At 35.5% G+C, this 15,528-nt stretch carries 14 protein-coding genes; 7 read left to right on the top strand and 7 right to left on the bottom strand.

All coding sequences use genetic code 11. The annotated features are described in order from the left end of the window. Positions 1 to 80 precede the first annotated feature (80 nt). Genes LB452_RS12175 through LB452_RS12155 form a run of 5 tightly spaced genes read left to right on the top strand, consistent with a single transcriptional unit; the run spans position 81 to position 4,869 of the window. A complete protein-coding gene (locus LB452_RS12175) occupies positions 81 to 1,049 on the top strand; it encodes a M28 family metallopeptidase (protein ID WP_224462012.1) in 969 nt (322 codons plus the stop codon). After that, positions 1,049 to 1,732: an SDR family NAD(P)-dependent oxidoreductase gene (locus LB452_RS12170; RefSeq protein ID WP_224462011.1), complete on the top strand. Its 684-nt coding sequence runs from the start codon at positions 1,049 to 1,051 to the stop codon at positions 1,730 to 1,732. The genes LB452_RS12175 and LB452_RS12170 overlap by 1 nt, the downstream gene beginning before the upstream one ends. Positions 1,733 to 1,738: 6 nt before the next feature. Continuing rightward, positions 1,739 to 2,335, top strand: a complete 597-nt coding sequence (locus LB452_RS12165) for a SprT-like domain-containing protein (protein ID WP_224462010.1) — start codon at positions 1,739 to 1,741, stop codon at positions 2,333 to 2,335. 5 nt (positions 2,336 to 2,340) lie between these two features. Beyond that, entirely contained in the window at positions 2,341 to 3,423 is a 1,083-nt protein-coding gene (locus LB452_RS12160; RefSeq protein WP_224462009.1) for a mannose-1-phosphate guanylyltransferase, read from the top strand. Between the two features lie 3 nt (positions 3,424 to 3,426). Beyond that, positions 3,427 to 4,869, top strand: coding sequence for a DUF389 domain-containing protein (locus LB452_RS12155; RefSeq protein WP_224462008.1), 1,443 nt, complete (start codon positions 3,427 to 3,429; stop codon positions 4,867 to 4,869). On the opposite strand, the gene LB452_RS12150 is transcribed toward LB452_RS12155, so the two are convergent. Together LB452_RS12150 and LB452_RS12145 are read right to left on the bottom strand one after the other, a co-directional pair. Beyond that, positions 4,866 to 5,630 carry an ABC transporter ATP-binding protein gene (locus tag LB452_RS12150; RefSeq protein ID WP_224462007.1) on the bottom strand — a complete coding sequence of 255 codons (765 nt, stop codon included), beginning with the start codon at positions 5,628 to 5,630 and terminating at the stop codon, positions 4,866 to 4,868. The genes LB452_RS12155 and LB452_RS12150 overlap by 4 nt on opposite strands. Position 5,631: 1 nt before the next feature. Then, complete coding sequence (locus LB452_RS12145) at positions 5,632 to 6,375, bottom strand: MlaE family ABC transporter permease (protein ID WP_262903014.1); 744 nt, start codon at positions 6,373 to 6,375, stop codon at positions 5,632 to 5,634. A gap of 121 nt (positions 6,376 to 6,496) precedes the next feature. Between LB452_RS12145 and pafA the strand changes: the two genes are divergently transcribed. Then, on the top strand, positions 6,497 to 8,128 hold the full coding sequence (gene pafA, locus LB452_RS12140) for an alkaline phosphatase PafA (RefSeq protein ID WP_224462006.1): 1,632 nt from the start codon (positions 6,497 to 6,499) through the stop codon (positions 8,126 to 8,128). Here pafA and LB452_RS12135 read toward each other — a convergent pair. The 5 genes from LB452_RS12135 to gcvP form a co-directional block, all read right to left on the bottom strand. After that, a complete protein-coding gene (locus LB452_RS12135; protein WP_224462005.1) occupies positions 8,120 to 8,968 on the bottom strand; it encodes a glycosyltransferase in 849 nt (282 codons plus the stop codon). The two genes, pafA and LB452_RS12135, sit on opposite strands and share 9 nt — an antisense overlap. 3 nt (positions 8,969 to 8,971) lie before the next feature. Beyond that, complete coding sequence (locus LB452_RS12130) at positions 8,972 to 9,496, bottom strand: methyltransferase domain-containing protein (protein ID WP_224462004.1); 525 nt, start codon at positions 9,494 to 9,496, stop codon at positions 8,972 to 8,974. A 7-nt stretch (positions 9,497 to 9,503) separates the two neighbouring features. Beyond that, complete coding sequence (locus LB452_RS12125; RefSeq protein ID WP_224462003.1) at positions 9,504 to 10,565, bottom strand: 3-oxoacyl-ACP synthase III family protein; 1,062 nt, start codon at positions 10,563 to 10,565, stop codon at positions 9,504 to 9,506. Positions 10,566 to 10,693: 128 nt separating this feature from the next. After that, positions 10,694 to 11,401, bottom strand: a complete 708-nt coding sequence (locus LB452_RS12120) for a hypothetical protein (RefSeq protein WP_224462002.1) — start codon at positions 11,399 to 11,401, stop codon at positions 10,694 to 10,696. An 83-nt stretch (positions 11,402 to 11,484) separates the two neighbouring features. Further along, positions 11,485 to 14,328 (bottom strand): aminomethyl-transferring glycine dehydrogenase, encoded by a 2,844-nt coding sequence (gene gcvP, locus LB452_RS12115; protein WP_224462001.1) that lies wholly within the window; start codon positions 14,326 to 14,328, stop codon positions 11,485 to 11,487. A 125-nt stretch (positions 14,329 to 14,453) separates the two neighbouring features. Here gcvP and LB452_RS12110 point away from each other — a divergent pair, with 125 nt between their 5' ends. Further along, entirely contained in the window at positions 14,454 to 15,266 is an 813-nt protein-coding gene (locus LB452_RS12110) for a prenyltransferase (protein WP_224462000.1), read from the top strand. Positions 15,267 to 15,528 lie beyond the last annotated feature (262 nt).

Here is a 15,528-nt window from a genome sequence, read left to right as displayed (position 1 = left end):
ACTTACTTACAATAAATTAATCAACTGCCTTTTTAGACTATTAAGATGTCTGTAAAGGCAGTTTTTTATATATTCACTTTATGAAAAAAATTATTTTAACCCTTTGTATAGGTTCACTTTTAGCCTTCTCCTGTAAGAATTCACCACAAGGAGAAAAAAAAGAAATCTCCAATACGCCAGAAAATACACAATTTGATTACTCTGCGACGTCTGCTTTAAAATATTTGTCTTCAGATGAATTAAGTGGACGAGATACAGGTTCAGAAGGAATTGAAAAAGCTGCAGTTTATATTGAAAATGCATTTAAAGATTTCAATATCAACCCTTACTTTGAAACTTATAGAGATTCTTTTGATCTTAAAGGTGTTGATGGTTACAATGTGGTAGGAGTTGTTAAATCAAAAGAACAATCGGACCTGAAACCACTTATTATTGGTGCTCACTTCGATCACATTGGACATATTGAAGCGATAGATCAAGATAGCATTGCAAATGGAGCCAATGATAATGCTTCTGGAACTGTTGCTGTTTTGGAGCTAGCCCAATTTTTAGCAGATAAGCAATTAAAGAGAGATGTCATATTTGCATTGTTTTCTGCAGAGGAAAAAGGTCTTGTTGGGTCAAAACATTTGGCGAACAAAATGAAAGATATGGATGTTGAACCTTACGTAGTGTTCAATATTGAGATGCTTGGTGTTCAAATGGAAGGTAAAGATTACCGTGCTTATGTTACAGGATACGAAATCTCAAACTTGGCAGAAGTTTTTAATGCGTTTTATGATGGTGAAGAGCAATTTTTAGGTTTTTTACCTGAAGCTGCTCAATATGGGCTTTTTAAAAGGAGTGATAATTACCCATTCTTTGAAGTCTTTGGTGTGCCTTCTCATACCATTTGTACATTCGATTTCACCAACTATGAATACTACCATCATGTAAACGATGAGTTTGGGGAACTAGATGTAGAAGCTTACCTTAAGTTAATAGATGACTTAAAGCCTGGTGTTTTACAACTTATTAATTCAACTGAAACTACAGTAAATCTTAACTAATGTCAAAAACTATTGTTATCACTGGAACAAGCCGAGGTATTGGATTTGAACTGGTAAAACTTTTTGCATCTGAAGGACATACCGTTTTCGCACTGTCAAGAAATGACAAGCCGGTAAAAAGTTTGAACTTAGAGAATGTTTTTGCTTTTTCCTGTGACTTAAATAATTCTTCTGATGTTGCTGATGTCACTGAAAATATTAAATCGAAAGTAAAATCTGTTGATATTCTAATTAACAACGCTGGTCAATTTTTGAAGCAAGACTTCAAGGACACAAACATGCAAGATGTAAAAAGTGTGTATGAAACCAACGTTTTTGCTGTCTTTGATTTGACACACAAGCTGATGACTTTGATGACAGAATCAACACATGTAGTTACCATCAGTAGCATGGGTGGTGTGCAGGGTAGCATGAAATTTCCAGGCTTAGCAGCTTACAGTTCAAGTAAAGCAGCAGTGATTACATTAACTGAATTACTTGCTGAAGAATATAAAGAAAGCGGACCTTCTTTTAATGTTTTGGCACTCGGAGCCGTACAGACTGAAATGCTTGAAGAAGCTTTTCCAGGTTTGCAAGCACCCAATTCAGCTTTGGGAATGGCTCAATATATCAAGGATTTCTCTGTCAATGGACAGAAATTTTATAATGGTAAGCTATTGCAGGTCTCTAGTTCAACTCCATAAATTTTAATGAAAGACACTCTTCATAAATATTTGCCCGAGCGTGCGGTTGTTCCTATCATGGGAATGATCAAAGCTTATCAAATTCAACTGAAGATTGTAAACCAAAGACAAAGCAAACATGGAGATTATAGATTGAAACCCGATGGTTTCCATCAAATAACGGTTAATTCCAATTTAAATAAATATAGATTTTTATTGACGATTGTTCATGAAGTGGCGCATTTATTGGCATTTAAGACCTATGGATTTTCTATTCTTCCTCACGGTACAGAATGGAAGCATACATTTCAGAAACTGATGTTGCCTTTTTTAAACCCCGAGATATTTCCCAATGATGTATTACCAGAGTTGGCCAGACATTTTAAAAATCCAACTGCCAGTAGTGATACGGATGCTAGACTATCAGTTGCATTGAAGCAATACGATAGACCTAATGAGAAAAATTTTATATTTGAAATCCCTTTTGGCAGTATCTTTCAAATCCCTAATGGAAGGAAATTCAAGAAAGGAAAAAGAATTCGCAAAAGGTACGAGTGCCAAGAAATCAATACTGGAAAAGTTTATGTTTTTCAACCCAATGCAGAGGTTGATCTTTTAAAATAAATGATATGAACAAGAAGGACAATTATGCTGTGATTATGGCAGGAGGAGTTGGCTCAAGGTTTTGGCCTGTCAGCAAAACTTCCTATCCTAAGCAGTTTCATGATATGCTGGGGGCAGGAAAATCTCTGCTTCAGCAAACCTTTTTAAGGCTCAGTAAGATAGTTCCTTCTACTCAAATTTTGATTTTAACAAATTCAGAATATGTTGATTTAGTCAACGAACAGTTACCAAAAATTAACAAAGATCAAGTCATTGCTGAACCTGCTATGCGAAACACAGCTCCCTGTATTTTGCTTTCGGCATTAAAAATTTATAAGGAAAATCCTAAGGCCAGAATGATCGTCGCACCAAGCGATCACTGGATTGAAGATGAAGAGGCTTTCACAAAAGACGTAAACCAAGCATTTGAAGCCTGTTCCAGCGAAGATTTATTAATGACACTTGGAGTCAAACCTACATTTCCAAATACAGGTTATGGTTACATAAGATTCAAAAATGAAGAGTCTGCCCATGTGAAAATGGTTGAAACGTTTACGGAAAAACCAGACTATCCTACTGCAAAATCGTTTCTAAAATCCGGAAACTACTTATGGAATGCTGGGATTTTTATCTGGAAATCCTCTTACATTATAGATCAATACCAGGCTTATTTACCAGAGATGTTTACAATCTTTGAAAAATCACTGTTTAAATTAAACACTAAGGCTGAAATTTCATTTCTAGAAGAACATTATCCAAGCTTTGAAAACATATCTATCGATTACGGAATTTTGGAAAAGGCTACAAATGTGGGTGTCATTGAGGCTTCTTTTGATTGGAGTGATCTTGGAACCTGGGGCTCTTTGCACAATCAGCTTCCCAAAGATGAACATGAAAATGTGAGTATCAATGCCCAATCTATTTTTATAGAGACTTCCAACACCATTTTGAGGACTTCCAAAGATAAAGTTGCTGTTATCAAAGGTTTGGATAATTATATAATTGTTGAAGATGAAGATTCACTTGTGATTCTACCAAAGCAAGATGAGCAGGAAATCAAAACAATACGTAACTTAGTAATGGACAAATTTGGTAAACATTACGGCTAAAAGATGACTGAAAATACTACCAATCCTTCTGGCAATGATTCAAATTCTGAATCCTCAAAACAGGTAAAAACTAGCCTAAAGCATTCCTTTTTTAATATAAAAGAATTTCTTTACGAGCTTTTGGATATCACACATGATACCGATAGAGAAGCTACTACAGAAGCTATCATAAAGGATATCCCTTTCAAAGGACATAATGCTTGGATTTTAATTTTTTCAATAATCGTGGCTTCCGTTGGGCTTAATGTAAGTAGTACGGCAGTTGTTATTGGCGCTATGCTTATCTCACCTCTTATGGGACCGATAGTAGGACTTGGCTTTTCTGTAGCCATCAATGATGTGGATGCGCTGAGAAGGTCATTAATCAATCTTGGTGTGATGGTTGGACTTAGTCTAGTGACTGCATTTCTATATTTTCAATTGTCCCCACTCACACAGCTTACTCCAGAACTCGAAGCAAGAACGTATCCGACTATACTTGATGTTTTAGTCGCTATTTTTGGTGGTTTAGCGCTTATCATTGCTAAAGCCAAAAAAGGAACAATTATCACCGTAATTTCGGGTGTTGCTATCGCTACAGCTTTAATGCCTCCATTGTGCACTGCTGGCTACGGATTAGCTGTTTGGGATATGAGCATTTTTGGTGGAGCGATGTATTTGTTCACCATCAATACCATATTTATAGCCTTATCTACTTTTGTGGTTTCTAAGTTTTTGAGATTTCCACTAGTGAAATATGCAAATTCTTTGAGACGAAGAAGGATTGCTCAAATCGCTTCTTCCATTGCTATAATTGTCATGATCCCAAGTGTATATTTATTTTATAATCTACTGAAGGAGTCTTACTTTATTAATGATGCTAATAAATTTATACAGGAAGAATTGATGAATTATAAGCAATCTTTTCTTCAAAAGAATTCAACTGTCATCACCTACAACTCCGGACTTTCACCAACTATTGATGTTTCTTTTTTAGGTAAAGAAATTCCTAAAGAAGTGATCACACTTTGGAAGGACAAGATGAACAACTATGAATATTTAGAGGATACCGAGCTTAGGGTTCTTCAGAATGAAAATTCCGAAAATTTCAATCAATTGCAGTTTATGTCTGAGCTGAAAAAACGGGATTCTCTTGAGCTTGCCGAGTCTAAAGCTGAGATTGAAAATCTTCAATACGAGTTGAGATCTATGCAGAAAAGCAATAGAATCGTGAGATTTGATCGTTTGGCTCAGGAGATTCAGTTGAATTATGAAAAAGTAGCTGAAGTGAGTTTTGCTGATGTCATAAAATCCAACTTTGAAAATCTGGATACGATACCAACATTTAGTATAAAGTGGAAGCCTGAGATCAATTCAGAAGAAAAGCAAAAGAAACTTAAACAACTCGAAGATTGGTTATCCTACAAGCTTAATCTTGACAATATAAGTGTCCAGTCGATAAATTAAAGACCTCTTCTCTGAGCAATTCTAACTTTCTGGAATAAATTTGATGCGTATACAAAATCTGTAAGTTTTTCATTATCTGTCTTGTATATATTGTCTTTATTGCCTTCCCATGCTTTAATACCATTCTCAAGATAAATTATTTTTTCACCAATTTCGAACACAGAGTTCATATCGTGAGTATTGATAACGGTTGTGATGTCATATTCATGAGTGATTTCCTGGATAAGGTTATCAATAACAGAAGCTGTTCTGGGATCCAGACCAGAATTTGGTTCATCGCAAAATAAAAAATTAGGTCTATTGACAATAGCTCTGGCAATCGATACTCTTTTCTGCATACCTCCACTTATTTCAGAAGGTAGTTTATCATGAATATCTCCAAGATTTACTCTGTCCAAAACTTCATCCACACGTTTTTCTCTATCCTTCCTGCTCATTTTTGTCAGCATTTTCAGAGGGAAAACCACGTTTTCTCCAACTGTCATAGAGTCAAACAAAGCTCCACCCTGAAAGACCATACCCATTTGAGTACTAATTTCTCTTTTCTCTTCCTTGGTTAAACTTTTATAAGCTTTACCGTTGTATTCTATGGCTCCAGAATTTGGCTTAATTAGCCCTAGTAAGCATTTTAAAAATACAGTCTTTCCAGAACCCGACTGACCGATTATTAAATTGGTTTTTCCTTTTTCGAATTCAGCATTCACCCCTTTTAACACGTCTAGGTCTCCGAAGGATTTGCATAAATCTTTAACTTTAATCATATTAACTGAGTAATAATTGGGTGATGAAATAATTCATAAAAATGATAATAACGCTAGTCCATACAAAAGAGGTTGTAGCTGCGTGACCTACTTCCAGAGAACCACCCCTCATGTAGTATCCATGAAATGATGGAACGGTTGCCAGAATGAAAGCAAATATGAAACTTTTAAGGAATGCATAGAACACCTGGAAAGGAATAAAATCCTCCTGTAAACCAGTTAAAAACTCCTCAGCGCTTAGAAAACCTCCATAAACTCCTGCGAAATAAGCACCAATTATTCCGACGAACATTGAAATACCGATGACGAAAGGGAACATACACATGGCAACAATCTTTGGGAATACGAGATAGTTCAAAGAGTTGATTCCCATCACTTCCAAAGCATCAATTTGTTCTGAAACTCGCATAGTTCCAATGCTTGAAGTGATATAAGAACCTACTTTACCTGCCATGATTATCGCAACAAAAGTAGGGGCAAATTCCAATATGATAGATTGTCTGGCTGCAAAACCAATCAGAGATTTTGGGACAAATGGATTTGAAAAGTTTAAAGCAGTTTGTATGGCAATTACTGCCCCAATAAAAAATGAAATAAAGACTACAATACCCAGTGAACTAACGATAAGGTCATCAAGTTCTTGCAGAATAAGTCTTCTCAATTCGGAAGTTTTGGTCATCCTTTTGAAAGTTTCATAAATCATGATGAAGTATTGACCAATACTTTTTATGTAATTTATTAGCATTTGCTTTAAGCCTTTTTGAAATTTTGATAAAAATAGAATAAAAACTTGAAGATATGATTTAACCCAAGCATAAACTTGAAACTAACATAACACCTTATCTTTGTAAAAAATTATAAATTATATGAAATTCAAAATCATTATTCTGTTCTTATTATTAGCGCAAGTTCAAGTGCTTGCACAAGAAGACAAAAATTCTACAAAACTTGTGGTTGGAGTAGTTGTTGACCAGATGAGGTACGATTATTTAACAAAATTTGAAAAACATTATTCCAAAGACGGTTTCAAACGTCTGCAGAGAGAAGGTTTCGAAATGAAAAACTTTCATTTTGATTATGTTCCTACCTATACCGGACCCGGCCATGCTTCTATTTTTACAGGGACAAGTCCAATGAATCATGGGATTGTTGCCAATAATTGGTATAATAAAGTTGATAAAACAAGGGTGTATTGCGCCTCAGATCCAAATGCTTCAGGAATTGGTATAGATCCTGATGATAGAGATGGTAAGATGTCACCCAATAGAATGTTGACAACAAGTTTTGCAGATCAAAACCGTCTTCATACTCAGTTTAAAGGCAAAACGATAGGGGTTTCTATAAAAGATAGAGGTGCAATCCTGCCTGCCGGACATACCGCTAATGCTGCGTATTGGTTTGTTGGAGGAGATTTAGGACATTTTATCAGCTCAGATTTCTATATGGATAAGCTGCCAAATTGGGTTGATAAATTCAATTCTTCTGATGTTGCTAAGAGTTACCTCAAAGAGTGGGATACATATAATGACATATCTACTTATATAGAAAGTGGATCAGATCTGAATAATTATGAAAATGGTTTCAAGGCTAAAGATGAGGCTACTTTTCCTTACGATCTTAAAAAATTAGCCAAGGATAATGATGATTATAGCATTATAAGACCAACCCCATTCGGGAACGACTTGTTATTAGACTTTGCAAAAGAAGTTATCATTAATGAAGAATTAGGCAAGGACGAGTTTACAGATGTTCTTACTTTGAGTTTCTCTAGTACTGATTATGTGGGTCATAATTTTGGTGTTAATTCTAAAGAAATCCAAGATACTTATGTACGGTTGGATCAAAGTGTAGCAGAACTGTTGAAATTCCTTGACGAAAAAGTAGGAAAAGGAAATTATACATTGTTCTTAACCGCAGATCATGGAGCGGTTCATGTTCCACAGTTTTTAAAAGATGAAAAAATCCCTGCGGGTTATTTTGAGTTTGGAGAAATGCGTGATGCTCTCGAGAGTTACTTAAGCTCAAATTTTGGATTAGATAATGTTATTGAAAGTATTTACAACAACCAAATATTTTTAGATTACTCTAAGTTTAAAACCTATGCTGAATTTGTGACTGCTCAAAATGAGGTGAAGCACTTTTTGATTCAATACAAAAATATAGACAAAGTCTACACTAGAGAAACTTTGGAAAATAGTGATTTTAGCGGAAATTCTGCAGAGTTAATCGCGAATGGATTTCATCAGAAAAGAAGTGGAGATGTAGTTTTCGCTTTAGATCCTTCCTTTATTTCTTATTCTAAAAAAGGTTCAACTCATGGAAGTGGGAACAGTTATGATACACAAGCACCATTGTTGATGTATGGAAATGGAATCAAATCCGGTAAAACTTACAATAGATACTATATTCCAGATATTGCACCAACCATTTCTGCTCTACTTGGAATAGAATTACCCAACGGAGCTACAGGAACTGTAATTACTGAAGTTTTAGATTAAGCGCTCCTTAATCTTTCTCCATCTATAGTTTCTAATAAATTCACCTTCTTCGTCACTGACTAGGAAGGTGTTTTTTTTGGGATTACTTTCAAGATACGATCTCATAGATTTCAGAAAAAAAGTAAAATCCGATTTATTTTTAGCCATTTTTAAGCAAGTCAAAAAAGCTAAAGACCAACTATATCTCATTCTGAATAAAGAAATACCGAATAATTTGGGCAAATCTTTTTTATAATGTTGGCCGGTCGGTTTAAGGTGTTTGACCAACAGGCCTGGATTGGTCCTGACCTCCCATCCGTAAAACCTAGCCTTCATTTCATCGATAGTGTCCCAACCCATAGCCGGAACTAACCCAACTATCCTTTCAAAACATGCTTTGCGGTAGGACTTTAGCGCTCCACGTAAATGGTCGGAGTTGGTAAGTTGCTCAATTTTCCAATCTCCATTTTTTTCTACTGTGCAAAATCCTCCATACATGCCTAGCTTTAGGTTTTCTTGGAAGGCTTTGGCTAATACTTCAAGGTAATCCCTTGGAAAAATTAAATCTGCATCAAATTTGCAGATGACATCATAATCAATACTCAAATGTTTTAGGCCAAAATTAAAGGCGTCTACAATTTTACTTCCAGGGCTATGCTTCAGGCTATCGTCTCTTTTAACATAGCTGACATTGGTGTGATTTTCAGAAAGGAGATCAAGTATTTCTGAAGTCTTATCGGTTGAGCCATCATCAACGACAAGGATTTGTTTTGCTGAGTGTGTCTGATTCAAAAGAGAATCAAGGCACTCTTCTATAAACTTCTCCTCATTGTAAGCAGGTATGATGATCGCGATATCCAAAGTTTAGGGTTTTCTTTTACAGAAGACAAGATAATACCTTGGCGTAAAATATCTCAATATGGGTCTAATCCCAATTTTTTTTATGGGATGGGTAAAACTTTTAGAATCTATAATTTCCCAGCCTCCCTTATCAAGCAACCAATTAAATTGCCATTGCTCAAACTCATGGTAATGTCTATCCCAAGGGTCTGTTTTGCTTTGGTAAGCTTTCGCAAACCAGAGTTTCAGTGGAACACTGGCAAATAAATACTCGCTTTGCAGACTTTTTAATACCTCCAAGGGCGATAATAAATGCTCAAAAATTTCAAATGCCGTTGTGATTTCAGCTGAAGAGTCTTTGAGCTGACTTTGATCAACATCCAGATCCTGACCTTTAGTGTTTTTAATATCATATCCTTCCGAAGTCATCATTTCAGAAAAAGGATTGGCCACACCCAAATCTAAAATCCTAGATGGAGGTGGAGCATGTTTTTTCAAAAACTCTAAAGTTATATTGAATCGCTTTTCAGGATAAGTGTTTTCGTACATCAATAGACTAGATTTCGTAGACTATCGCGTTGATGTTCATTCCTGCACCAACACTCGTGAACATAACTGTATCTCCGGGCTTTAAACTATCATGTTCAAATTCTCCTTTCAAAAACATGTCATAAAGCGTAGGTATGGTAGCGACACTACTATTGCCTAGCTTATCGATGCTCATTGGCATGATATCTTTAGGAGTCTCTCTATCAAAGAGTTTATAAAACCTTTGGACGATGGCTTCGTCCATTTTTTCGTTAGCTTGATGGATGAAGATTTTTTTCAAATCGTCTATAGATTTTCCACTTTCCTCCAGGCAGGACTTCATAGCTTCCGGAACCTTTGACAAGGCAAAGTTATAAATCTTGCGACCATACATTTTAATATATGCTCTATCGTCTTCTCTTTCTGGAGAAAAGGATTTATCAAAATAGATATAGTTAGCTTCAGTTTTGGCGTAGGTCGCCGTCTTGTGAGCCAAAATACCACCATTTCCTTCTTTTTGTTCGAAAATGGTAGCGCCGGCACCATCTGCGTAGATCATACTGTCTCTGTCATTGGGATCTACAACTCTAGAAAGTGTTTCGGCTCCAATAATTAAACAGCGTTTGGCCATGCCAGCTTTCATGAATGCGTAGGAATGAATACAGCCTTCTATCCATCCTGGACAGCCAAACAAAAGGTCGTAAGCGACGCAGTTTGGATTATTGATTTGTAACTTTTCTTTTACTCTCGAAGCTAAACTAGGAACAGTATCCGCTTGTTGTTTATTATGAGCTACATCTCCAAAGTTATGCGCTACAATAATGTAGTCTAAAGTTTCGGGGTCGATATCTGCATCCTTGATGGCTGTTTCTGCCGCAAACGTAGCAATATCAGAAGTTTTCAATTTTTCGTCTACATATCTTCTCTCTTCAATTCCTGTAATGGCCTTAAATTTTTTGATGATCACTTCAGGCTCAGCATCAAAAGCAGTCTCATCCTGGTTGAAGAATTTATTTTTTAAAAAATCCTCATTTTTCTTAATCAATTCTGGAATATAACTCCCTACACCAACGATTTTTATAGCATTCATGTTCAATATAAATTTTTTGCAAGGTACATTTAATGTAATTAAATTGTAAAGTAAGAGTCAAAATTAATTGTTTTTAAACGCTTTCAAAATTTATTCTGAATTTGATTTAGGCAACTTGAGGTTTGTTGTCATATTTTTTTAGTGAGGAAGTCATCTTTATAATTCTCTAAAATACTATGACGTTCTTTATAGAGTCTAAGATACAATAGATAAAATCCTATCACTGAAATTGTTGCGAAAACAGATAATATAGCCATTGACCAGAATTCATCTTCAGCCAGTCTACCAACGTGAGGAGCAATTAAAAGTGGCATATATGAAATAGGAAAGATGATAGAATTACCTGAGGCCAAAAGCTGATGCACATAATAAAAGTCATTATTTTCTTTCAAAGCTTTCATTTCGAGATGGAACTTCCTAAAAAAGACAATCAAAGCTACAATGACCAGTACTAAAAAACCTCCAGCCAAGATAAAAGGCGAATCGATAAGTGACATTAACATAGTCTGTATGACAGCAAAACTTAGAATCAATAAGAGCCAAAATTTTGGTGTCGACGCTTCATCTTTTAATATGTTTAGGATTACTTTTTTGTAGAAGTACTTATCTATTCTTTTCATGTAATCTTCAGATGCATCAGAAAAACCAATAACGCCGTATACTTTATAGGCTTCTTTAACTGCATTTTCAAATGTAAGTTCTTCATCTTCTCGCATTCGTTTAACGATATCATCTTCAAGGTCTCTTGCTATAAGAAGTCTTACATCATGGTAATCGACATAATGCGATTTGATGAAATCTAAAAGTTGTCCTTTCTCAGTTTCAGATAAAGTCATAATCTTACAAGAGTTGGGTTGATATAAAAATAGCCTCAAATTAAATAACTTGAGGCTATAATTTATAAAAATAATTGAGCTATTTAGATATAAGCTTCAATTGGAGCACAAGTGCAGGTTAAGTTTCTGTCACCATAGGCTTCATCGACTCTTCTTGTCGAAGGCCAGAATTTATTCTCGGCTACAAAGGGAAGTGGGAAGGCAGCAGTTTGTCTGCTGTAGTCAAATTCCCAGTTCTCAGCTGTTAGCATTGCAATAGTATGAGGAGCATTTTTAAGAACATTGTTAGGATTATCCTTATCACATGTTTCCACTTCTTGTTTTATTGAAATCATCGCTTCACAAAATCTGTCAAGTTCAGCTTTACTTTCGCTTTCTGTAGGTTCGATCATCATCGTTCCAGCAACAGGGAAAGATACAGTAGGTGAGTGGAACCCGTAATCAATAAGCCTTTTAGCAATATCTTTTACTTCAATACCAAAGTCTTTAAAATCTCTACAATCAATAATCATTTCGTGAGCAGCTCTTCCTTTTTCTCCAGAATATAAGGTTTTGTAATGACCTTTTAATTTTGCCTGAACATAATTTGCATTAAGAATAGCATACTCGGTGGATTCTCTTAGTCCTTCTTCCCCCAGCATTCTTATGTATGCGTAAGAAATTAAGCAAACAAATGCAGATCCGAAAGGTGCAGCAGAAATTGAAGAAATAGCTTCTGTTCCACCAGTTTCAATCAAAGGATTATTTGGCAAGAATGGAGCTAGTTGCTTGGCCACACATATAGGTCCGACACCCGGTCCACCACCTCCATGAGGAATAGCGAAAGTTTTATGTAAGTTCAAATGACAAACATCTGCACCTATTCTGCCAGGGCTGGTCAATCCAACTTGGGCATTCATATTGGCACCATCCATGTAAACTTGTCCACCGTGTTCGTGAATCAAAGCCGTAATTTTTCTGATGTCAGACTCAAACACTCCGTGAGTAGAAGGATAAGTGACCATCAATGCAGCTAAATTATCGCTATGTTTTTCAGCCTTTGCCGTTAAATCGTCAATGTCAATATTTCCTTTGTCCGTGGCTTTAATCACAACGACTTTCATTCCAGCCATCACTGCACTTGCAGGGTTAGTACCATGCGCAGAGGAGGGAACTAAGCAAATATTTCTATGGGACTCATTTCTGGATTTGTGATATGCACGAATGACCATTAAGCCGGCATATTCTCCTTGTGCACCAGAATTTGGTTGTAAGGAAGTAGCAGCAAATCCGGTGATTTCAGTTAAATAATCTTCTAATTTTGAAAGTATTTCGTGGTATCCTGCAGCTTGATTTTTTGGCACGAAGGGGTGGATATTTCCCCATTGTGGATTGGAAAGCGGTAGCATTTCCGAAGCAGCATTTAGCTTCATAGTGCAGGATCCTAAAGAAATCATAGAATGATTTAATGCCAAGTCTTTTCTTTCCAGTCTTTTAATGTAACGCATCAATTCAGTTTCTGAGTGATAGCTGTTGAAGACATCATGAGTTAAAAACTCACTTTCTCTTTTCAACTCGCTTACATCAATAATGCTATCTGATAAATCTTTGATTGCTTCTTTATCTTTTTCTGAAGCCTCTTCAAAAATATCCAGGATCTCATTTAAATCTTGAATAGACGTTGTTTCATTGATAGAAATACATACACTTTCAGCATCAGGATAATAGAAATTCACTTCTTTTCTTTCAGCAATGTCTTTTATCTTTTTGGCATCAGCTTTAATGAAAATGGTATCAAAGTACAATTCATTGACTTGATAAAACCCTAGTTTTTCTAATCCTTCACTTAAGCTTACAGTGTTCTTATGGATTTTATTGGCGATAAACTTTAGACCTTTTGGTCCGTGATAGACAGCGTACATTCCAGCCATTACCGCAAGTAAAACTTGAGCGGTACAGATATTGGAAGTCGCTTTGTCTCTCTTTATATGCTGTTCTCTAGTTTGAAGAGCCATTCTAAGTGAAGTATTGTCATCCATATCTTTGGTGACACCAATGATTCTTCCAGGAATGTTTCTTTTATATTCTTCTTTAGTAGCAAAATAGGCAGCATGTGGTCCACCGTAACCTAGTGGTATTCCAAAACGCTGTGTAGTCCCTACCACAACATCTACACCCCAGTCTCCTGGTGCTTCTAAGAGTGTTAAACTCAGTAAATCTGCAGCAACTGCTACCTTTATATGATTGGCTTGTGCTTTTCTTGTGAACTCATGGTAATCGTGAATCTCTCCATGTTTTCCAGAATATTGTATCAATGCTCCAAAATAGCTTTCATCAAAATCAAATTTATCTGGATTGCCCACTACTAATTCGATTTCCAAAGGTTCAGATCTTGTTTTGAGCAATGCTAAGGTTTGTGGTAGCACATTATCTCCAACAAAAAACTTGACAATGTTATTTTTCTTTTGCTCTCGCGAACGCACTGCAAATAATAAAGTCATTGCTTCTGCAGCAGACGTGGATTCATCGAGTAATGAAGCATTAGCCAATTCCATACCTGTTAAATCAGAAACCATGGTTTGGAAATTCAATAAAGCCTCAAGTCTACCTTGAGCGATCTCAGCCTGATAAGGAGTATAAGCAGTATACCAGCCTGGATTTTCAAATACATTTCTTTGAATAACTGCTGGAAGGATTGCTTGGTGGTAACCTAAGCCAATGTAGGATTTGTATACCTTATTTTGACTGGCTAAAGCTTGTACGTGATTTGAGAATTCAAATTCAGTTAGTGGCTCTGGCAAATTCAATTTCCTTTCCAACTTAATATCATTCGGTATGGTCTCATAGATAAGTTCACCTAGGGACTCTGCGCCTACTTCGTTAAGCATCTCTTTTATCCTCTCACCTCTAGGACCTATGTGTCTTGATGAAAATGATTCTGTATTCATTGAAAGATTTTTAAAATTTGCACACAAAAATACATTATTTATAATGAAACAATAGTTTAAGACGCATTCACTATAGTTAACTTTTCAATAAAAATATATTCCATAAAATCTCTATTTTTGTCGATGTGATTTTTTTATCAAAACTCTTAAGGCTTTATATCAACTCAAGCATTCACGTTGCCTTTGCAGTTCTTGCCTTCACCTGTATCACTTATTTGGATTTTGATTTAGATATTCAATATCATGTACTTGCTTTTGTTTTCTTTTCAACGATTGTAGCTTATACATTCGTGAAGTACATTCCATTACTTGTAAGTCCAAATTATAAAATAAGTAATAGCCTAAAACTTATATATACTTTAGCTGCTTTCTCTGTTATTCCTGTCATCTTCTTCTTATTGTATTTTGATATCAATGCTTTTTTATTCATTATTGGATTAACTACGCTTACATTATTATATGTACTTCCATTTTCACCTAGTGCAAAAAACTTGAGAGACGTAAGTGGTTTAAAAATATTTATAATCGCAATAGTTTGGTCAGGTACAACAGCTATTCTGCCATTGATTTCTTCTGAAATTATTTTGAATTCATTTTCTACTGAAGAGTTACTATATATATGTAGTAGATTCTTGATTGTTGTAGCGCTTATCATTCCTTTTGAAATAAGGGATTTAAGATTAGATCAAATATATCTCAAAACCTTACCACAGGTTTTAGGAGTATTTAGGTCTAAAATCCTTGCATTAAGTTTCCTTTTGCTTTCAATGTTTTTATTTAGTTGTTTGATGTTGGATTCATACATATATATATTAATGCATTTCATCATCATAGTACTTGTGTTGAAGGCAAATCGCCAAAACTCGTTTTACTACACTTCTCTATGGGTAGAAGGAGTGCCAATATTGTGGTTTCTTACAAAATATTTTTTCGGTTAAGCAGTGGTATTTCAGCCGGTTATGTTTGTTAAACAAAAACCTTTAAAAAAAACCTTCGCAAAAGTTTGGTTGGTTATTGAAAAGAGTTGTAGTTTTGCGCCCCGCTAATTGAGGTACTGAGAGGATAACACAATTATAGAGTTGAGATAATGTTTATTTATTTTTGCTTGTGAGGATGTCAGATAAGTTGTAGTTTTGCCCTCCTGAAATTAATTAGTTTTCGTTCATTAAAAAAGTTTTTATTTTTTTTAAAATTATCACT

It is taken from the genome of Psychroflexus longus (assembly GCF_020164595.1).
GTDB lineage: Bacteria > Bacteroidota > Bacteroidia > Flavobacteriales > Flavobacteriaceae > Psychroflexus > Psychroflexus longus.
Note: the sequence above shows the minus strand (reverse complement) of the source record. Positions and strands in the feature narration are given on the sequence as shown.